Consider the following 18,887-nt stretch of genomic DNA (forward strand, 5'->3'; position numbering starts at 1 on the left):
CAAGCTTGGGAGAGGGATTTAGGGTGAGGGCTTTTAATTCATACAATAAATCGATTGAGTAAGGTAATACTGATGTCAATACAATTGGCAGAATCTGACTTTCAAATATTAGGGTGTTTTCCTGTTATTTCTCAGTTACGCCCTCACCTTGAGCAGACTAAGTTTGTAGAACAAGTTCGATATCAAATGAAAGAAGGATATCAACTTGCATTCTTGGAAGTAGAAAAGCAAGCTGTAGCGATCGCTGGATTTCGCATTTCTAGTTGTTTAGCATTGGAAAAGTTTTTATACATTGATGATTTAGTTGTTGATGAGTTGAAGCGATCGCATAGCTATGGTCAACAGTTATTTCAGTGGCTAATTGAATATGCCAGAAATCATGAGTGTAAACACTTGAGTCTGGATTCTGGTGTTCAGCGATTTGCAGCCCACAGGTTTTATCTCATGCAGCGTATGAGTATTACAAGTCATCACTTTTCAATGAAGTTGTAGCGATAAGCACTTTGGTTGTGACAAATAATATTTTTTGGTATGACGGCAAATTAATTCACTCTCAAACCCTAGAATTAAACATTAACGATCCGGGTTTACTTTATGGCGCAACTGTTTTTACAACATTGCGGGTTTATCAGAACTCCCTAGATAATAATTTAACTAATTGGCAAGCACACTGCGATCGCCTACTTTCCTCAGTACAATCTTTTGGTTGGAAGCAACCAGATTGGAACCGTCTACGTCAAGGCGCTCAAACTCTTCTGGCACACTTCCCCGTTCTCAGAATTACCCTCTTTCCCGATGGACGAGAGTGGATAACTGGCAGATTCTTACCGCCAGATTTGACAGAAAAACAAAATAATGGTATTTTGTGCGCTGTTGCAAGTTCAGAATTTTATCGCTCTCTCCCTTCTCATAAAACTGGAAACTATTTGAGTGCTTGGTTGGCAAAAACTAGCTTAGATGCTCAAGAAGCAATATTAGTCGATGCTGAAGGAAATTGGCTAGAAACCAGTACAGGCAACCTTTGGGGATGGTGCGATCGCAGTTGGTACACGCCGCCAATAAAAGCCGAAATTTTGCCGGGAATTGTGCGATCGCAACTTGTAAACTGGTTGCAAAACCACCAGCAGCCAGTGCGAGAAGAAACTTGGAGCGTCGAGTTAGTCCAGAGATTTGAAGCGATCGCCTACACTAATAGTGTGGTAGAAATTATTCCTATTCATACCGTTCATCTGCCTTCAGGGTCGCTACAATGTAATCCCTACCATAATAGTTTTCAGCTAATAAGGGAGCTTTTTTTAGTATGACATCCACGCCAAATTTGTTATATCTTAAGATAAGTTAACATAATTCTTAATAATCACCTTTGCGATCGCAGATGCTAGGCGATGGTGCGAAAAATACCGGAGGATAGACCTTAGTGAATAAAAGATGGAGAAATGCAGGGCTGTACGCGCTCCTGTTTATTGTCGTCATTGCGCTGGGAACAGCATTTTTTGACAAACAACCCCAAAGCAGAGAAACATGGCGATATAGTCGCTTTATTCAAGAAGTTCAGCAAGGCAGAGTAGAAAAAGTCAGTTTGAGTGCAGATCGCTCTACAGCACTGGTTACACCCAAATATGACCCGGCTAAACGGATTGTTACCTTAGTCAACGATCCAGACCTAATCAATACTCTGACTTCAAAAGGCGTTGATATTTCTGTTTTGCCCCAAACTGATGAAGGATTTTGGTTTAAGGCACTAAGCAGCTTATTTTTCCCTGTATTGCTTTTGGTTGGCTTATTCTTCTTGCTACGTCGCGCTCAAAGTGGCCCAGGAAGCCAAGCGATGAACTTTGGCAAATCCAAAGCCAGAGTCCAAATGGAACCACAAACTCAGGTGACATTTGGCGATGTTGCTGGTATTGACCAAGCCAAGTTGGAATTAAACGAAGTCGTAGACTTTCTGAAAAACGCCGATCGCTTTACCGCCGTTGGTGCAAAAATTCCTAAAGGTGTGTTGTTAGTTGGCCCTCCTGGTACAGGTAAAACCCTCCTAGCTCGTGCCGTAGCTGGTGAAGCAGGTGTACCCTTCTTCTCGATCTCCGGTTCGGAATTTGTGGAAATGTTCGTCGGTGTGGGTGCATCCCGCGTCCGCGATTTGTTTGAACAAGCTAAGACCAATGCTCCCTGTATCGTCTTCATCGATGAAATTGACGCCGTAGGTCGTCAACGGGGTGCAGGTTTAGGTGGTGGTAACGATGAGCGGGAACAAACCCTCAACCAGTTGCTTACAGAAATGGACGGTTTTGAAGGTAACACTGGCATCATCATTATTGCCGCTACCAACCGTCCTGATGTCCTAGATGCAGCCCTATTGCGTCCTGGTCGCTTTGACCGTCAAGTTGTGGTAGACCGTCCCGACTATGCCGGACGCAGCGAAATCCTCAAGGTACACGCCCGTGGCAAGACCTTGGCGAAAGATGTGGACTTAGATAAAATTGCCCGCCGGACTCCTGGATTTACTGGCGCTGATTTATCCAACTTGCTGAATGAAGCCGCAATTCTGGCAGCACGCCGGAATTTGACTGAAATTTCGATGGACGAAATCAACGACGCGATTGATCGCGTATTAGCTGGGCCAGAGAAGAAAGACCGGGTAATGAGCGAAAAGCGCAAAACTTTAGTGGCATATCACGAAGCTGGTCACGCTTTAGTTGGTGCTTTGATGCCAGACTACGATCCTGTGCAGAAGATTAGTATCATCCCTCGTGGTCGCGCAGGTGGTTTAACTTGGTTTACCCCCAGCGAAGACCGGATGGACACAGGTTTATACAGCCGCGCTTATCTGGAAAATCAGATGGCTGTGGCTTTGGGTGGTCGGCTCGCTGAAGAATTAATCTTTGGTGAAGAAGAAGTTACCACTGGTGCTTCTAATGATTTACAACAGGTAGCCCGTGTTGCGCGTCAGATGATCACCCGATTTGGGATGAGCGATCGCTTAGGCCCTGTTGCCCTTGGTCGTCAACAAGGTAACATGTTCCTCGGACGGGATATCATGTCAGAGCGCGATTTCTCTGAAGAAACCGCTGCTGCCATTGATGAAGAAGTCCGCAAACTTGTAGATGTAGCCTATACACGCGCTAAAGAAGTGTTAGTGCGTAACCGCCACGTCCTAGATCAGCTAGCGCAAATGCTGGTTGATAAAGAAACAGTAGACGCCGAAGAGTTGCAAGAAATTCTCTCGAATAACGATGTGACAACCGCTGCGTTTGCCTAATTTAATCAGAAGTGATGAGTGAAAAATAATTTTTAGCTCGTAACTTTTAAAAATTTGGGGTAATTCTGGGATTTTCCAGAGTTACCCCAATTTTTTTATTTCTTGGCAAAAGCCCGACCATGAAGACCGGGCTTTTTATCCGTAATGGGGTTATATTCCCCGGAGGTTCGTTATAGAGTTTCAGTATAAATCGCTAATCTGATAAAGACTACCACCTGAGCATAATCAATTCCGGAAAATTAGAAAAATTTTTTTAGATACACCAAAATCAAAGCAGCTATAACTTTGATGAAAACCTCCGTTTAAGTTATGCAATTTGGGAAGAAGAAAAAGTTCCTATATTGGTACTGGAAGTAGTATCTCAGACTGATCGCGGAGAATACACTACTAAGAAAAACGAGTACGCAAAGCTCAAAGTCTTGTACTCTGCCGTTTATAATCCTACTCGCCACCGCAAGCAACACTTAGAGGTCTATAAATTAGTCAATAACGAGTATCAATTGCTCTCAGGAAATCCTGTTTGGCTACCAGAGGTAGGTTTGGGAATTGGCATAGAACGAGGAATATATCACGTTATCACGCGAAAGTGGCTTTACTGGTATAACGAGCAAGAACGACGTTTTACTAACGCCGGAAGAACGTGCCCAAATGCTGGCACAAAGGTTGCGCAAACTAGGTGTAGATCCTGATTCTCTCTTGTGAAAACTAGAAATAAGGGTAATTCGGAGATTTTACGAATTACCTTGATTGCAATCAATGCAAAAAAATCTATGCATTCTGTGGCACACCCCTTATAGCGATCAAATAGATAACTTTCTAAATCTCTATCGGACTAGCCTAAACAATGACTGAATACTCAACTAGTTGCTTAACTTAAACTCTGGATGTCGGTTTCAAAAATAGCCACGCCACAAAGAACGTAGCCGCTGTAAATAGTTGCGTCAAATCCAAAGCAGATAGATAGCCATCTGCAAATGAAGCAATACTGCGATCGGTAATGCCAAATACCCAGGATGAGAGGCCAAATAGCCAAATCCCATTCTTGAGATTTCCGACGAATTCTTTAGAGTCCGATCGTTTTTGATCTTTCATAATCTTCTGTTCGGTTGGTGAAAAATCTAGTGATTGATGTGAAATACCTGCCATTGGGAATTTTTCTGACTCCTGACGCTGAATTTACACCTTCTATTATTAATATTAATAAATATTTCAGCTGCTTGACTTCAGTACTCAAAGGTACATCTAATAATCATGACATTCTTTTTTTGGTTCTGTTACCTTTGATAGATGGCAAGAGGTTGAGTTCTCAGCTTTACAGCATCGAGTTTGAATACTGAGATGACATTATTTTTAAATAACCATATAAATATTTATTGATGCTTTATATAAAATCCTTCTTAGGATAGATGCGTTTCCAAAATATTTTCATATTTCAATTGTGTAGAGACTTTGTAGGAGCGTACAGCTAGCTATGCGTCCCTACAAGGAAATGAAATACTTATATTTGGATTAATCCCTTTACCCTACTCAGCACTGGCTCAACGTCCCGCTACTGCTAACAGCACTCTTTATCTCACCAACTGCATGGCAGAATTAAAAAATTGACGACACAACCCCTTCGTGATTAAAACTGTTGTCAACAAGTTAGCAAAAGCAACCATGAACATAATTAAAATTTCATAGGATACAGCATCTAGAGGTTTGACACCAGCTAATAACTGTCCGGTGGTAATTCCTGGTATTGCGACCATACCTATGAGTATCATTTGATTGAGAGTAGGAATCAATCCGGCTTTAATGGCGTCTTTGCGATACTGGCTAACTGCTTGCTCTGGAGTTGCACCTAAGCTTAAATGGGTTTCTATTTCGAGATGGCTGGAATTAATGGTGCTGACAAGGCGATCGCCTGCGATCGCAGCTGCATTGGTAGCATTACCTAAGACTATTCCTGCTAGAGGGATTATATACTGTGGTTCATACCATCTTTCTGGTTGAACGATCAAGAAGTTGATGTAAAACACTGTGACGGCGGTACTAATTAAAATTGCACCCCACACCAAAGGCAACAGATGAGGAATTTTTTGGCTGATGCGATTTCGTGCGACAATCGCCGTAATTGTCAGCATTATTGCTAATAGCGCCAAAACTGCCCAAGCATTGTCTAAAGCCAAGATGAAATCTAAAATGTATCCCAATACAAGAAGTTGTAAGATGGTTCTCCCAGTAGCAAGGGCTAGGTTCAACTCTAATCCTAATTTTTCCCAGGCAGATAAACCAATGGCGATCGCCATCAATCCCACACCAATAGCTAAATCCACGAAATCCAGCTCGATCAGATTCTGCATGGGTTCTCTATCTCGTGGTATTTTCTTCTCAAAGCAGCACACACAAGAGGAACTTTGACCAGATGTGTTGGATCTTGGTTGATATATATCACTTTCATCAATTCAAAATTCCAAATGGTACGACCTTAACATGGCAAACACCTAGTACGGCGGGCGCGGAAATAAACATACCATTTCAAATGCCGCAAGAGTTTGGAATACAATTCTTTTGACTTTTGACTTTTGAACGCCAGTTGCTTCAAGTCGGCAGAGCCGCCCAACGCACTGGCTCCTTTTAACTTCCGCCTTGCGGTACTAGTATGCCTACTATCTGTAAATTAAATGTGCAGTGGTTTACCGCACCACAATTTAAGTAAAAACCCTAATAGATGCGTATCTTGGGCGATAGTCTTTTAGTAGCTCCTCTTTGATTAACAATTCAATCAGCAAAAATTGACTGTCGAAGTGCATCCTTTGTATCTCCCGATAAAATGAGAACTCATGATCCAAAGTGTAAATCCCATCCCTGCCTTTGATATCAAGCAGCAATACACCACCATCGAAGCAGAAGTGAGTGCAGCGGTCTTAGAGGTTTTGGCTTCTGGTCGCTATATCGGCGGCCCGTTAGTCGAAGGCTTTGAACAACAGTTTGCAGCTTATAATACTGTTACTGAATGTGTGGCTTGTAATTCTGGTACTGATGCGCTCTACTTAGCGTTACGAGTCTTGGACGTTGGTGCAGGCGATGAAGTGATTACAACGCCTTTTACCTTTATTGCGACATCTGAAGTAATTAGCGCCGTGGGTGCAAAGCCTGTTTTCGTTGATATTGACGCAACTACATTTAATTTAGATGTAGAGCAAGTCGCAGCGGCGATTACACCCAACACTAAAGCGATTATCCCGGTTCATCTATTTGGACAACCTGTGGATATGACATCATTAATGGCGATCGCTCAGTCTCACAATTTGTCAATAATTGAAGATTGCGCTCAGTCTACAGGCGCGATTTGGGCCGATCAAAAAGTAGGAAGCATTGGACATATTGGTTGCTTTAGTTTCTATCCTACCAAAAATCTTGGTGGTTGCGGCGATGGCGGAGCAATAACGACTAACGATCCAGCGATCGCCACTAAACTGCGAATACTACGAGATCATGGCAGTAGAATTAGATACTTACATGAAGAAATCGGTGTAAATAGCCGTTTGGATGCTCTCCAAGCAGCCATTTTGCAGATTAAGCTACGTTATTTAGATATTTGGAACGATCGCCGCCGAGATATTGCAAACTATTACTACCAGTACCTTAGTCAAGTTCCAGGGATTGTCCCGCCCCAAGAATTACCTGGGGGTATTGGAGTATGGAATCAATATACTATTCGCATATCAGGCGAAGGGCGCAATGGTTCTAGTGCCAAATATCGAGATTGGGTACGTAGTCAATTGCAAGAACAGGGCGTGAGTTCAATGATTTACTACCCCCATCCTCTACATTTGCAGCCAGTTTATCAAAGTCTGGGTTATGAAATTGGGGACTTACCAATAGCAGAGCAAGCTTGCCATGAGGTTATATCCTTGCCTATGTTCCCAGAACTGACACAACAGCAGCAAGACCAGGTGATTTATGCCTTGAAGGATTGTTTGGGGTGAGGGAACTGGGGAATAGAGGGGCAAAGGGGCGAAGGAAAGTAATTAATAACCAATGCCCCATGCCCAATGCCCAATGCCCTACTTCTCAGTCAGCACTCTTGCAGTCGCTAAGGCTTCTACTAAGCCACGCACAGCGGCAATCATTGCGACTTCGCTGTTAAGTTGGTTGATAGCGGAACCAACACCAACACCAGCAGCACCAGCCGCGATCGCTAACGGTGCAGTAACGCTAGAAATGCCTGATGCACACAATACTGGCACTGACACCACACGAGAAATCTCAAAAGCTGCTGCCAAGGTAGGGGCAGCTTTTTCGATTAATCCTAAAGTTCCGGGGTGAACTGGGTTACTGCTAGTACCGCCTTCGGTTTGGATAATATCTGCTCCAGCTTTCACCAGTTCTTCTGCTAGCTGTACCTGTCGATCTAGTTCCAGGATGTGGGGAACGGTGACAGATAGGGTGATTTCTGGGAGGAGAGCGCGGGTTTGCTTAGTCAGTGCTAGCACTTCTAGAGCCTCAAAACGGCGTCCTTGGGCATAGAAGGAATCGAAATTCCCGATTTCAATTAAATCAGCACCAGCTGCCACTGCTTGCACAAATTTATCTGGCTCTACTGCTGAAACACAAATTGGTAAATTTGTCAAACTTTTAGCTAGCTGGACTAAAGCTGGATCGGCGGCAATATCGACAAAAGTAGCACCGCCAAAATCAGCAGCTTTAACAGTAGCAGCGACGCTAGCGGCGTCGAAGTTATTCAAACCGCTGATCACTTTGAGAACGCGGCGGTTAGTAAATGCACGTTGGAGTGTGGAATGCATCGTCATAGTTTGGCTTTTGAAGCTACGAAAATTAGGTATATTCTACCGTCCCTCAGTTAATGAGAGACTAAATCACTATGGTAGTTGCCAAATATTGATAATTTTTTGATAATTTTATTCTTACCACCACTAATCAAAGTTTTGCCATCTTTACTGAAAGCGATCGCATAAACTTCTAGTTCCATCCATCTATGTCTGTAGGGTCTTTTACCACTATCCTAGTCAAACTCTAGAGGCCACAAATCTGCAATTAGTACTTCCCATCCTGGGAGCAGTTCGGGAGCTGTTAAAATATCGCCATCACGAAGTACTATTGGCTCTTGTCCAAAATTGTAAACTTCAACAATCCGCTCATCTGGATTGAGCAAAATTCCTACCTTAGTTCCCAAACTCAGAAATTCTTGAATTTTGGCTCTCAGATCCTCTAAATTGCCGCTAGGAGATTTCACCTCTACAGTCAAATCGGGAGCCAATTGAGCAAAAGACTTGGGACTGCGACGCAAGCGTTCGGCTAAAACAAATGAAGCATCTGGTGCGCGCAAATCTGAATTGGTCAATCTGAAACCGGCGCTAGAAGCTGCTGTTCGTCCCAGTTTGCGCGGTCTAACCCAGTTACGTAACTGGGCTACCATTTCAGCTGCAACTTCATCTGATTCGTATCCTAATGGACTCATAACAATAATATTACCCTTGACTAGTTCCATACGAAAGTCAGGATGCTGTTGCTGCATTTTTTCCAAGTCTTCAAGTGTTAGGGACATAAAACCTCTAAATCACACGGTCTGTATTTATATTATGGAGAGAACAGACTTCTCTAGGTGCGATCGCCCCATGAATTCCCCTGACTTTTCACAGGATGTGGAAAGGGGAGATTGGCTTTGCTAAATGAATTTTCCTATTTATTTTCCGCGTTTACGATCAAACTTTATTTCCTGCGACTATGACTTCAGATACCAAAACCATTTTCGATATCCTGACTGATGAAGAGTCTACTATCGACTGGAACCGACTGCTGACTGAAATCCTGGTCGCTTTCGACTGTTCTACAGGTAGCATCCATACCCTAGATCGACGACGAGACAGCCAGTTATTGCACCTAAAGGCTTACCAAGGCATTCCAGAATTGCTTTTGCCTAAAATGACGGTAATTCCTATTGGTAAAGGAATGGCTGGTGTCGCCGCCGAACGCAAGCGACCCGTACAGATTTGCAACCTGCAAACCGATAAATCAGGAGTGGCTAGACCCTCAGCAAAAGAAACGAAGGTACAAGGCTCCATTACGGTGCCGCTGATGCTGAATGGCCAATTGTATGGTACTTTGGGCATTGCCAAGTCGGTTTCCTACGAATTTACTGCCAAAGAGGAAAAGACACTGATGGAGATTGGAGAGGCAATTAGCCGGAAAATCGTCAGTTAAAATCAAATACTATTATTTTTTTCAAAATACTCCATTTATCCTCCGTTTTTTTCTCCTCTGCCCCTCTGCTTACCTAAATGTATCAACCTTAAAGTGAAATGGTATAAGGGCAAAACTCATGCATTCAGGAGATTTCAGCTTAAGTTGACACCAATGCACAGATGTACCCCCCTACATGGGATGTTTTTTCACTGGAAGTCCTTAATTCAATATTCCCAAAATTTTGAGAAGAATAGAACGGGCTAAAAACTATGAACATCAAGATTAAATCATCGGCATATTTAAAAAATGACAAAAGTATGGAATAATACATAGGTGGAAAATTTAATTGCGCTCCATAGATTGATAATAAATGTAAAGCTATGATTGCTCAACATTACAACTCAATTCATGTTGAAAATAACTTGCTTAAACAAATCAAAATTAAAGAAAATCAGCTAAAAATTGCACAAGAGTCTGAGATGCTTCATGTAGCAGAAGAATTGCAGAGTCAATTATTAAAGCTACAGTCTCAATTATCAGAGCCACAAGAGCAAGACGTTGAAATTCAAGCGTTGATGAGTTTGCTAGACGATTGAAATTGTAAATTTATATTGCAAAGTTTATTGACAATACAAAACCTCTGTTATCTAAAAACAGAACATAGTAATTCTGATGCCTGGAGATGTAGGTTATGTACTACAGCTTAAGAATTAACAGGACAAGAAAGAGCCGTAGAAGGGTGATGATTCTTATTTAGATAAAACGTTGAGATTTTTGCTGAGTATGTGGTTTTTTGCTTTGCTGTACTAAATCAATCTCAAGAATAGGTTTAATTGGGCGCTGTTGCCTTTGATTAAGAATTTGAATTTCTCTCGCAATTGAATCTTTTCCTTGTCTAAAAAAGTCTTGAGAATTATATGGAACCAAGTCACGGGATAAATGTTGAGCTTGTGCTGGCGTCAAACTAGGAACTGCTTGTTGAGCATTGGCAGAAGTCTGTACAGCTATTAAAAAAGCTGTTGAAACCACCAATGGTTTGATTTTTATACATTTAGTAAATATTAGATTTAACATGATTAATACATCTGTTGCGTAAATGCAGGCTCAAATCATATTGTTTTGGTATGATTATAAACAAAGTATACTTATTCGCTTGGTAATTACCTCCTAAAAATGGATGAATTAATCAACTAAACGATTATTAGTATAGCGTGGCGTAAAACCAGTTACCATCTGAATTAGCCAAACAAGTTCTCAAGCAACTTGTTCATTGCTTGGAGTATCATGGCTGATTAATTCGTAATTGAAGGATGGAGCAACTAACTTTTATTCTGACTCCTGAATTCTTTTTCAAATTGTTTAAATTCCTCGCAACACTTGCCGAATAATATCCGATGGCACTTCATCAGTAATTGTTACTACACCAATCTCTGTTGGTAAAACAAACCGCACCTTCCCGGCTTGGACTTTCTTATCTAACTGCAACGCCTCAATAATTGCTTCAATATCTACTCCATCTGGTAACTGAGTAGGTAAACCCGCTTTTTGAATTAAAGCATTTTGACGTTCTGTGTCTTTCTTGTGCCATAGTCCCAAATCCACAGCAATTTGACCGGCTGCTACCATACCAATAGCCACTGCTTCGCCATGATTTACTAAACGATAACCAGTCAAACTTTCTACTGTATGACCGATGGTGTGTCCATAATTGAGAATTGCGCGTAATCCCCCTTCTTTCTCATCTTTGCCAACAACATCAGCTTTAGCTTGACAAGAACGCGTTAATATGCTGGTTATTAGGTCAGGTTTAACATAGCGGAGTTGGTCGAGGCGTTTACTTGCTTCCAACTGGGCAAACAATTCGGCATCCCAAATCACACCATACTTAATAACTTCTGCCATCCCTGCTCGAAACTCACGCATAGGTAGAGTTTTTAACACATCTGGGTCAATCAAAACCAAGCGCGGTTGATGGAATGCCCCAATTAAGTTTTTACCGTGGGGATGATTCACGCCAGTTTTGCCGCCAATTGCCGAATCTACCATCGCCAACAAAGAGGTAGGCACTTGGACAACATTAATACCGCGTAGCCAAGTTGCAGCCGCAAAGCCAGTCATATCGCCAATTACACCTCCGCCCAAAGCTACCATAGTAGAAGAACGTTCTAGGCGGTTTTCTAAGGCGATATCGTAGAGTTTTTGGATGGAATTGAGGGTTTTGTAGCGTTCACCAGGTGGTAGAGTGCAGCTAGCAACTTCAAATCCAGCAGATGTCAGGGATGTAATTGCTCTTTCGCCAAAATGCTTAAAAATCGTCGGATTAGAAACCAGCAATACCTTCTTGCCCAGTTTCAGACTGGCCATCTGTTGACCCAGTTGATCTAAACTTGAAGGTGCGATCGCAATCTCATAAGACTGCTCTGGTAGATTTACATTAATTACAGAAGTCATTGCCCAACCCCAAACAAGCGCCCGTGGGCTGTATTGTATCGCAATCTAGGAAATGGGCATAGGAAATTGGGGATTGGGGATTGGTAAGAACCAGGGAAGCAGGGGGAGAAGTTGCAGTAACTATTTCTCCTCTACCCGCATGGCCAATGCCCCATGCCCAATTCCCAACAACTAATGATTCAATAGATTTAGGAAGTATTCTGGAGAGCAATAAATGTTTGCAATTGTATCTTATGTCGTCTTCTTGGGTTTATTCTTTGGCTTATCTGTAGGTTTGCTGTTCGGTCTGCGGACTGCGAAGATAATTTAATCGAGAGGTATATTCAACCCAAGACTCTTGTGGGGCGGGCATCTTGCCTGCCCTCTATTTATGAATATCCTATAAAACCCTTACTTTTTCACCAAGTACACCTCGGCGAACTTGGTAAAAGTGCTGTAGGCTTTAGTCTGTCGGTACTTACTCTCTGAATGTTGACAAGAAGTTAATTGTTTTTTCCTAAAGTATTGTTACCGCATCGTGATATGATTCAGCTGACTGAATGTGCAGTCATCATATTTAACTGTACTGGTTTCAAGTCCCGTGAGCTTGTCTGACGAATCAATTGCGCCCACTCCGACAACGCAACAAGATGCTAAAACTGGTTCTGAAGACACAGAATCAGGTAACTCCATGCAAGAGTTCTATCAACTCTTCCAGCGATTGTTGGTAATCACGCTTGTCTTGACGGGGGTTATTTTTATCTCTGTGTGGATTTTTTATTCCTTAAACATTGCCCTAAATTATTTAATTGGGGCGTGTACAGGTGTGGTTTACTTAAAAATGTTGGCTAGAGATGTTGAGCAGCTTGGTAGTGAAAAAACCAGTCTGAGCAAAACTCGTTTTGCTCTGTTTATGGGAATAATGATCGTGGCAACTCAATGGCGTGAGCTACAGATTCTGCCCATTTTTTTGGGATTTCTAACTTACAAAGCCACGCTCCTCGTCTATATGGTGCAAATTGCGTTCATTCCTGATTCTTAAAAAGTCAGGCTCACAAAGATAGTAATCCCATCCTCGCTCGTTGGGGAAAATGCTTGAAGAATGCAAATGCTTAGTGTCTTAAACGCCTTTAATTCTTTTCCCCTCGCCGCATTAGAAGTAGGTCATCATTTCTACTGGCAGTTGGGCAATCTTAAAATTCATGGGCAAGTTTTTCTCACCTCATGGTTTGTGATTAGTATTCTAGTAGTGGCTTCAATAGCTGCTACTCGCAACGCACAAAGAATTCCCAAGGGCATCCAGAATTTGATGGAATACGCCCTAGAATTTATTCGTGATTTGGCCAAAAACCAACTTGGTGAGAAAGAGTATCGCCCTTGGGTGCCATTTATTGGCACATTGTTCTTGTTTATTTTCGTATCGAACTGGTCAGGTGCGCTAATTCCCTGGAAGCTCATCAGGCTACCTTCAGGTGAATTGGCAGCTCCCACTAATGACATCAATACGACTGTTGCATTGGCACTGCTGACCTCTTTAGCGTACTTTTACGCAGGTTTTAGCAAACGGGGTTTAGGCTACTTTAAGAAATATATAGAGCCAACACCTATTTTGTTGCCGATCGCAATTCTTGAAGATTTCACCAAGCCTCTCTCCCTAAGCTTCCGGCTATTTGGTAATATTTTGGCGGATGAATTGGTAGTAGCTGTGCTGGTGCTGCTAGTTCCTCTATTTGTACCTCTGCCTGTAATGGCCTTGGGTTTATTTACCAGTGCCATTCAAGCCCTGGTTTTCGCCACCCTAGCCGGAGCATACATTCATGAGGCAATGGAGGGACATGGTGGAGAAGAACATGAGGAGCATTAAACTTCTCAGCTGATAGCACAGTTCCCAGAGCATATTTGCTCAAAATATCGCAAAGCGCGATCAAAGAACTCATGTGCAGCGTGAAAATCACGTTTCTAATCGTTAACGTAATGTCTGTTAGTTTTGTAATCAAAGCAAGGAAAATCAACATGGATCCATTAGTTCAGGCTGCTTCAGTTCTCGCTGCTGCTTTAGCGATTGGTTTAGCTGCAATTGGCCCTGGTATTGGTCAAGGAAACGCTGCTGGACAAGCAGTAGAAGGTATTGCTCGTCAACCTGAAGCAGAAGGAAAAATTCGCGGTACTTTGCTATTAACCTTAGCATTCATGGAATCCTTGACTATCTATGGTCTAGTAATTGCCCTGGTATTGCTGTTTGCTAACCCCTTCGGTTAATACCTGAAAATTTTTGTGAGTGTGGAGACGTGAACCATCACGCCTCTACAATCGAAACGTTTTGGGTATCTTAAAATAGAATATCTAATGTTCAGTTGACCCTTATTGGCTATGGGTCTCTAAAAATATGAAAGGTTGGATGATGTTGCTAGCCACGAAAACTGCTACTCCAGCCAAAGAGGAGACAAATGTTTGATTTCGATGCTACCTTGCCCTTCATGGCATTGCAATTCCTGCTATTAGCAGCTTTGTTGAATGCAATTTTCTATAAGCCACTGACCAAAGTACTAGACGATCGCGATAATTATATCCGAACGAATACCTTGGAAGCGCGGGAGAGCTTGGCTAAAGCCGAGCGCTTGGCTACCGAATATGAGCAGCAACTCGCAGACGCTCGCAAACAATCGCAAGCTACTGTAGAAGCAGCTCAACTGGAAGCTAAGAAAATTACTGCCGAGAAAATAGCTGAGGCCCAAAAGGAAGCTCAGACTCAACGAGAACAAGCTGCTGTTGAAATAGAACAACAAAAACAGGAAGCTTTTCGCACCTTAGAGCAACAAGTTGATGCTTTAAGCAGGCAGATTCTAGAAAAACTATTGGGGCCAACTCCAGTTAGATAAACTAACTAGACTGGTTCGGTGAAAGCATACGCGCAACTGGCCCCTAGTCCAGAGCGCTTAATTAAGTGTCGAAAAAGGCACTTTTTCCCTTCTGGGAAAAGATACTTAAATTTCCTTCGGGAAAGATACTTAATTTCCTTTCGGGAAAATACAACGTATTAGCAAGCGAGCAGCGCACTTGTAAATGGGTATCATGGGGACATTCTTATTACTTGCCGCAGAAGCAAACGCTGTTCACTCTGAATTGGCAGAAGGCGCAGCAGAAGGTGGTTTCGGTCTAAACCTAGACATTTTTGAAACCAATCTGATTAATCTAGCGATTCTGATTGGCATACTATTCTACTTCGGACGTAAAGTTTTAAGCAATATCCTGAACGAGCGACAATCCAATATTGCCACTGCAATTCAGGAAGCAGAAGGGCGCTTAAAAGAGGCTTCAACTGCTCTTTCCCAAGCGCAAGAGCAATTAAAGCAATCTCAGGCAGAGGCAGAACGCATCCGCCAATCGGCCGTAGAAAACGCCCAAAAGGCGAAAGAAGCCTTGTTAGCGAAGGCAGTGCAAGACGTAGAACGCTTGAAACAAACAGCAGCAGCAGATTTAAACAGTGAAACTGATCGAGCGATCGCTCAACTGCGGCAACGGGTAGCTACACTAGCATTGCAAAAAGTCGAATCGCAACTCAAAAGCGGGATTGCCGACGATGCTCAACAAGGTTTAATTGACCGCAGCATCGCACAACTGGGAGGCAATGTATGACAAGTCAGGTAGCGGCAGCCGAAGTAGCCCAACCTTACGCACAGGCACTTTTGTCAATAGCGCAATCGAAAAATTTGACAGAAGAGTTTGGGGAAGATGCGCGTACTTTCCTGGGACTACTCAGGGCAGACAAACAGCTACACAACTTCTTCAGCAACCCGTTTATTCAGTCTGAGAACAAAAAATCTCTGATCAAACAAATACTCGGTGAAGGCGCTAACCCCTACTTACGCAATTTTTTGCTGATATTGGTAGATAAACGGCGCATTGCATTCTTGGAATCAATTTTTCAACAATATCTGGCGCTGTTGCGGCAGCTGAATCAAACCGTATTAGCGGAAGTAATTTCAGCCGTTCCCCTCACAGAAGCTCAACAGCAGGCAATCATCCAAAAGGTCATCGCCATCTCGAATGCTCGCCAGGTAGAACTAGAAGCCAGGGTAGACAGCGAGTTAATTGGTGGTGTGATCATTAAAGTAGGTTCGCAGGTAATTGACGCTAGTATCCGGGGTCAGTTGCGCCGCCTTTCATTGCGCCTAACTAATAGTTAGAAAGTTAGAAGTTAGGAGTTAGTAGTTAGGAGTTAAGTAAATAGTAATTTATTTTGACTTTTAACTTGTAATTTTGGCATCTTTAATTCTTAACTCCTAACTGAATTAATTTTTCCGTCTCGAAAGCAAAAAAGATAGACACATGAGCATATCAATTAGACCTGACGAAATTAGCAGCATTATCCAACAACAAATCGAGCAATACGATCAAGAGGTCAAAGTTGCTAACGTTGGTACTGTTCTCCAAGTTGGTGACGGTATTGCCCGGATTTATGGTCTGGAAAAGGCTATGTCTGGGGAACTTTTGGAATTTGAAGATGGCACAATTGGCATCGCCCAGAACTTAGAAGAAGACAACGTAGGCGCGGTGCTGATGGGTGAAGGGATAGAAATTCAAGAAGGTAGCTCCGTAACCGCTACTGGTAGAATTGCCCAAGTACCGGTCGGAGAAGCCTTAATTGGACGAGTCGTAGACGCTTTAGGTCGCCCCATCGATGGTAAGGGAGACATCAAATCCTCAGAAAATCGTTTGATTGAATCTCCAGCACCTGGTATCATTGCTCGTCGGTCTGTACACGAACCCATGCAAACGGGTATCACAGCTATTGACTCAATGATTCCCATCGGTCGTGGTCAGCGGGAATTGATTATTGGCGATCGCCAAACCGGTAAAACTGCGATCGCTATTGACACCATCATCAACCAAAAAGAAGAAGATGTAGTTTGTGTCTACGTTGCGATCGGTCAAAAAGCTTCCACCGTAGCTAACGTGGTGCAGACATTGCAAGAAAAAGGCGCGATGGATTACACCGTCGTCGTCGCCGCTAGTGCCAGTGAACCAGCTACCCTGCAATACCTCGCTCCGTATACAGGCGCAACTATTGCTGAGTACTTTATGTACAAAGGCAAAGCTACGCTGGTAATTTATGATGACCTCTCCAAGCAAGCCCAAGCTTATCGCCAAATGTCTCTACTGCTACGTCGTCCACCCGGACGCGAAGCGTACCCCGGAGATGTATTCTACATCCACTCCCGCTTGTTAGAAAGAGCCGCAAAGCTGAGTGACGAATTAGGTAAAGGCAGTATGACCGCCCTACCAATTATCGAAACCCAAGCTGGTGACGTTTCAGCATACATCCCCACCAACGTAATTTCTATTACCGATGGTCAGATATTCCTGTCTTCGGACTTGTTTAACGCTGGGATCCGTCCGGCTGTAAATCCCGGTATTTCAGTATCCCGCGTGGGTTCTGCCGCTCAAACTAAGGCAATGAAAAAAGTTGCCGGTAAGATTAAATTGGAACTAGCCCAATTTGACGACCTGCAAGCCTTCGCTCAATTTGCTTCTGACTTAGATAAAGCCACTCAAGACCAGTTAGCACGGGGTCAACGGTTACGCGAACTCCTCAAGCAGCCACAAAATTCCCCACTCTCGGTATACGAGCAAGTAGCAATTTTGTATGCTGGAATTAATGGTTACTTAGATGACGTACCTGTAAATCAAGTAACTACCTTCACCGCCGGTCTACGTGAGTACTTAAAGACTGGGAAAACCCAGTATGCCCAAGGAGTACAAGCATCTAAAGCACTAGGTGACGCAGAAGAAGCTGCTTTGAAGGAAGCACTTACCGAATACAAGAAGACCTTCAAAGCTACAGCGTAATTAGTTATTAGTCATTGGTTATTGGTCATTGGTACAGAACTAATGACTAGTGACTAATGACAAAGGACAAATGACTAACTACTAAGGAAAAAAATATGGCCAATTTAAAAGCAATACGCGATCGCATTCAGTCGGTCAAAAACACCAAAAAAATCACAGAAGCCATGCGCCTCGTAGCTGCGGCTAGAGTACGTCGGGCGCAAGAACAAGTCCTAGCAACTCGGCCCTTTGCCGATCGCTTGGCACAAGTATTATATGGTTTGCAAAGCCGTCTGCGCTTTGAAGAAGCAAACCTACCACTACTGAAAAAACGCCAAGTTAAGTCCGTTGGGCTGTTGGTAATTTCAGGCGATCGCGGTCTATGCGGCGGCTACAATAATAACGTTATCCGTCGTGCAGAAAACCGCGCCAAAGAAATCAAGGCAGAAGGTTTAGACTATCAATTTGTGCTTGTCGGACGCAAAGCTACACAGTACTTTCAACGCCGCGATCAGCCCATTGATGCTACTTACAGCGGCTTAGAGCAAATTCCCACCGCAGCGGAAGCCAATCAGATTGCTGACCAACTACTTTCCTTGTTCCTTTCGGAAGAAGTTGACCGCATCGAATTAATCTACACCAGATTCCTTTCCTTGGTTAGCTCGCGTCCTGTGATCCAAACCTTACTGCCCCTCGATCCACAAGGTCTAGAAGCAGCCGATGACGAAATCTTCCGCTTGACAACCCGTGGTGGTAAATTTGAAGTTGAACGGGAGAAAGTGACTAACCAAGTCCGCACGTTGGCTCCTGACATGATTTTCGAGCAAGATCCTGTGCAGATTCTCGATTCTCTGTTGCCCCTGTATCTAAGTAACCAGTTATTGCGGGCGCTACAAGAATCGGCAGCTAGCGAACTAGCAGCGCGGATGACAGCCATGAGTAATGCCAGTGAAAATGCTGGTGAACTGATTAACACCCTCACGCTGTCTTACAACAAGGCTCGACAAGCTGCAATTACCCAAGAACTCCTTGAAGTTGTGGGCGGTGCTGAAGCACTAACTTAAGGTATAGCTAATTATTTATTTGTAGTGCGTTGTAATATATAGCCAATTGCTAATTATTTTAAGATTAGCAATTGGCTATTTAGTATTTGGGACTTTCAACATAAAGCAAAAAT

22 protein-coding genes and 1 pseudogene are annotated in these 18,887 nt (G+C 43.1%); 16 read left to right on the top strand and 7 right to left on the bottom strand.

The features are described 5' to 3' along the window. Positions 1-72: 72 nt before the first annotated feature. From NLP_RS19715 to NLP_RS19730, 4 genes and pseudogenes are all read left to right on the top strand, one after another. Positions 73-492, top strand: coding sequence for a GNAT family N-acetyltransferase (locus NLP_RS19715; RefSeq protein ID WP_199784653.1), 420 nt, complete (start codon positions 73-75; stop codon positions 490-492). Positions 493-509: 17 nt separating this feature from the next. Next, positions 510-1,304 (top strand): aminotransferase class IV, encoded by a 795-nt coding sequence (locus NLP_RS19720; protein WP_234016993.1) that lies wholly within the window; start codon positions 510-512, stop codon positions 1,302-1,304. 113 nt (positions 1,305-1,417) lie between these two features. Then, complete coding sequence (ftsH3, locus tag NLP_RS19725) at positions 1,418-3,259, top strand: ATP-dependent zinc metalloprotease FtsH3 (RefSeq protein WP_104907870.1); 1,842 nt, start codon at positions 1,418-1,420, stop codon at positions 3,257-3,259. Positions 3,260-3,543: 284 nt separating this feature from the next. After that, positions 3,544-3,961 (top strand): annotated as a pseudogene (locus NLP_RS19730) (Uma2 family endonuclease); the annotation flags it as partial. Positions 3,962-4,132: 171 nt separating this feature from the next. Here NLP_RS19730 and NLP_RS19735 read toward each other — a convergent pair. Beyond that, entirely contained in the window at positions 4,133-4,351 is a 219-nt protein-coding gene (locus NLP_RS19735; protein ID WP_094350008.1) for a hypothetical protein, read from the bottom strand. Positions 4,352-4,827: 476 nt separating this feature from the next. Then, positions 4,828-5,604: an ABC transporter permease gene (locus NLP_RS19740; protein ID WP_104907871.1), complete on the bottom strand. Its 777-nt coding sequence runs from the start codon at positions 5,602-5,604 to the stop codon at positions 4,828-4,830. A gap of 480 nt (positions 5,605-6,084) precedes the next feature. Between NLP_RS19740 and NLP_RS19745 the strand changes: the two genes are divergently transcribed. Beyond that, positions 6,085-7,233, top strand: a complete 1,149-nt coding sequence (locus tag NLP_RS19745; RefSeq protein WP_104907872.1) for a DegT/DnrJ/EryC1/StrS family aminotransferase — start codon at positions 6,085-6,087, stop codon at positions 7,231-7,233. Positions 7,234-7,311: 78 nt separating this feature from the next. Here NLP_RS19745 and NLP_RS19750 read toward each other — a convergent pair whose 3' ends face one another. From NLP_RS19750 to NLP_RS19755, 3 genes are read right to left on the bottom strand one after another with little or no spacing between them, the layout of a single operon-like run. After that, on the bottom strand, positions 7,312-8,058 hold the full coding sequence (locus NLP_RS19750; RefSeq protein WP_104907873.1) for a DUF561 domain-containing protein: 747 nt from the start codon (positions 8,056-8,058) through the stop codon (positions 7,312-7,314). Positions 8,059-8,108: 50 nt separating this feature from the next. Then, complete coding sequence (locus tag NLP_RS35600) at positions 8,109-8,237, bottom strand: hypothetical protein (protein WP_267894879.1); 129 nt, start codon at positions 8,235-8,237, stop codon at positions 8,109-8,111. 33 nt (positions 8,238-8,270) lie between these two features. Next, positions 8,271-8,813: a Uma2 family endonuclease gene (locus NLP_RS19755; RefSeq protein WP_104907874.1), complete on the bottom strand. Its 543-nt coding sequence runs from the start codon at positions 8,811-8,813 to the stop codon at positions 8,271-8,273. Positions 8,814-8,992: 179 nt separating this feature from the next. Between NLP_RS19755 and NLP_RS19760 the strand changes: the two genes are divergently transcribed. Both NLP_RS19760 and NLP_RS19765 read left to right on the top strand, forming a co-directional pair. After that, entirely contained in the window at positions 8,993-9,469 is a 477-nt protein-coding gene (locus NLP_RS19760) for a GAF domain-containing protein (protein ID WP_104907875.1), read from the top strand. 362 nt (positions 9,470-9,831) lie between these two features. After that, on the top strand, positions 9,832-10,047 hold the full coding sequence (locus tag NLP_RS19765; RefSeq protein WP_104907876.1) for a hypothetical protein: 216 nt from the start codon (positions 9,832-9,834) through the stop codon (positions 10,045-10,047). Between the two features lie 157 nt (positions 10,048-10,204). On the opposite strand, the gene NLP_RS19770 is transcribed toward NLP_RS19765, so the two are convergent. Beyond that, positions 10,205-10,525: a hypothetical protein gene (locus tag NLP_RS19770; RefSeq protein WP_104907877.1), complete on the bottom strand. Its 321-nt coding sequence runs from the start codon at positions 10,523-10,525 to the stop codon at positions 10,205-10,207. A 285-nt stretch (positions 10,526-10,810) separates the two neighbouring features. Then, entirely contained in the window at positions 10,811-11,902 is a 1,092-nt protein-coding gene (gene aroB, locus NLP_RS19775; RefSeq protein ID WP_104907878.1) for a 3-dehydroquinate synthase, read from the bottom strand. A gap of 214 nt (positions 11,903-12,116) precedes the next feature. Between aroB and petL the strand changes: the two genes are divergently transcribed. From petL to NLP_RS19820, 9 genes are all read left to right on the top strand, one after another. Next, positions 12,117-12,212: a cytochrome b6-f complex subunit PetL gene (gene petL / locus NLP_RS19780; protein ID WP_084227316.1), complete on the top strand. Its 96-nt coding sequence runs from the start codon at positions 12,117-12,119 to the stop codon at positions 12,210-12,212. Positions 12,213-12,482: 270 nt separating this feature from the next. After that, positions 12,483-12,923: an ATP synthase subunit I gene (locus tag NLP_RS19785; RefSeq protein ID WP_104907879.1), complete on the top strand. Its 441-nt coding sequence runs from the start codon at positions 12,483-12,485 to the stop codon at positions 12,921-12,923. 60 nt (positions 12,924-12,983) lie between these two features. Continuing rightward, a complete protein-coding gene (atpB, locus tag NLP_RS19790; protein WP_199784654.1) occupies positions 12,984-13,745 on the top strand; it encodes a F0F1 ATP synthase subunit A in 762 nt (253 codons plus the stop codon). Between the two features lie 149 nt (positions 13,746-13,894). Further along, the gene (atpE, locus tag NLP_RS19795) at positions 13,895-14,140 is read left to right on the top strand and encodes an ATP synthase F0 subunit C (RefSeq protein WP_012411162.1); all 246 of its coding nucleotides are present in this window, start codon (positions 13,895-13,897) and stop codon (positions 14,138-14,140) included. 188 nt (positions 14,141-14,328) lie between these two features. Continuing rightward, positions 14,329-14,760 carry a F0F1 ATP synthase subunit B' gene (locus tag NLP_RS19800; protein ID WP_104907880.1) on the top strand — a complete coding sequence of 144 codons (432 nt, stop codon included), beginning with the start codon at positions 14,329-14,331 and terminating at the stop codon, positions 14,758-14,760. A gap of 184 nt (positions 14,761-14,944) precedes the next feature. Next, positions 14,945-15,517 carry a F0F1 ATP synthase subunit B gene (locus tag NLP_RS19805; protein WP_104907881.1) on the top strand — a complete coding sequence of 191 codons (573 nt, stop codon included), beginning with the start codon at positions 14,945-14,947 and terminating at the stop codon, positions 15,515-15,517. Next, the gene (gene atpH, locus NLP_RS19810) at positions 15,514-16,068 is read left to right on the top strand and encodes an ATP synthase F1 subunit delta (protein WP_104907882.1); all 555 of its coding nucleotides are present in this window, start codon (positions 15,514-15,516) and stop codon (positions 16,066-16,068) included. The genes NLP_RS19805 and atpH overlap by 4 nt, the downstream gene beginning before the upstream one ends. A 142-nt stretch (positions 16,069-16,210) precedes the next feature. Next, positions 16,211-17,731: a F0F1 ATP synthase subunit alpha gene (gene atpA, locus NLP_RS19815; RefSeq protein ID WP_104907883.1), complete on the top strand. Its 1,521-nt coding sequence runs from the start codon at positions 16,211-16,213 to the stop codon at positions 17,729-17,731. Positions 17,732-17,826: 95 nt separating this feature from the next. Then, the gene (locus NLP_RS19820) at positions 17,827-18,774 is read left to right on the top strand and encodes a F0F1 ATP synthase subunit gamma (RefSeq protein ID WP_104907884.1); all 948 of its coding nucleotides are present in this window, start codon (positions 17,827-17,829) and stop codon (positions 18,772-18,774) included. Positions 18,775-18,887: the final 113 nt, after the last annotated feature.

The organism is Nostoc sp. 'Lobaria pulmonaria (5183) cyanobiont' (assembly GCF_002949795.1).
In the GTDB taxonomy this organism is placed as follows: domain Bacteria; phylum Cyanobacteriota; class Cyanobacteriia; order Cyanobacteriales; family Nostocaceae; genus Nostoc.

What these genes read in the sequence shown, in the direction of transcription:
- NLP_RS19715 (WP_199784653.1), top strand. Translation starts at nt 73, where the DNA reads ATGTCAATACAATTGGCAGAATCTGACTTTCAAATATTAGGGTGTTTT.
- NLP_RS19735 (WP_094350008.1), bottom strand. Translation starts at nt 4,351, where the DNA reads ATGAAAGATCAAAAACGATCGGACTCTAAAGAATTCGTCGGAAATCTC.
- NLP_RS19740 (WP_104907871.1), bottom strand. Translation starts at nt 5,604, where the DNA reads ATGCAGAATCTGATCGAGCTGGATTTCGTGGATTTAGCTATTGGTGTG.
- NLP_RS19745 (WP_104907872.1), top strand. Translation starts at nt 6,085, where the DNA reads ATGATCCAAAGTGTAAATCCCATCCCTGCCTTTGATATCAAGCAGCAA.
- NLP_RS19750 (WP_104907873.1), bottom strand. Translation starts at nt 8,058, where the DNA reads ATGACGATGCATTCCACACTCCAACGTGCATTTACTAACCGCCGCGTT.
- NLP_RS35600 (WP_267894879.1), bottom strand. Translation starts at nt 8,237, where the DNA reads ATGGAACTAGAAGTTTATGCGATCGCTTTCAGTAAAGATGGCAAAACT.
- NLP_RS19755 (WP_104907874.1), bottom strand. Translation starts at nt 8,813, where the DNA reads ATGTCCCTAACACTTGAAGACTTGGAAAAAATGCAGCAACAGCATCCT.
- NLP_RS19760 (WP_104907875.1), top strand. Translation starts at nt 8,993, where the DNA reads ATGACTTCAGATACCAAAACCATTTTCGATATCCTGACTGATGAAGAG.
- NLP_RS19765 (WP_104907876.1), top strand. Translation starts at nt 9,832, where the DNA reads ATGATTGCTCAACATTACAACTCAATTCATGTTGAAAATAACTTGCTT.
- NLP_RS19770 (WP_104907877.1), bottom strand. Translation starts at nt 10,525, where the DNA reads ATGTTAAATCTAATATTTACTAAATGTATAAAAATCAAACCATTGGTG.
- aroB (WP_104907878.1), bottom strand. Translation starts at nt 11,902, where the DNA reads ATGACTTCTGTAATTAATGTAAATCTACCAGAGCAGTCTTATGAGATT.
- petL (WP_084227316.1), top strand. Translation starts at nt 12,117, where the DNA reads ATGTTTGCAATTGTATCTTATGTCGTCTTCTTGGGTTTATTCTTTGGC.
- atpB (WP_199784654.1), top strand. Translation starts at nt 12,984, where the DNA reads ATGCAAATGCTTAGTGTCTTAAACGCCTTTAATTCTTTTCCCCTCGCC.
- atpE (WP_012411162.1), top strand. Translation starts at nt 13,895, where the DNA reads ATGGATCCATTAGTTCAGGCTGCTTCAGTTCTCGCTGCTGCTTTAGCG.
- NLP_RS19800 (WP_104907880.1), top strand. Translation starts at nt 14,329, where the DNA reads ATGTTTGATTTCGATGCTACCTTGCCCTTCATGGCATTGCAATTCCTG.
- NLP_RS19805 (WP_104907881.1), top strand. Translation starts at nt 14,945, where the DNA reads ATGGGTATCATGGGGACATTCTTATTACTTGCCGCAGAAGCAAACGCT.
- atpH (WP_104907882.1), top strand. Translation starts at nt 15,514, where the DNA reads ATGACAAGTCAGGTAGCGGCAGCCGAAGTAGCCCAACCTTACGCACAG.
- atpA (WP_104907883.1), top strand. Translation starts at nt 16,211, where the DNA reads ATGAGCATATCAATTAGACCTGACGAAATTAGCAGCATTATCCAACAA.
- NLP_RS19820 (WP_104907884.1), top strand. Translation starts at nt 17,827, where the DNA reads ATGGCCAATTTAAAAGCAATACGCGATCGCATTCAGTCGGTCAAAAAC.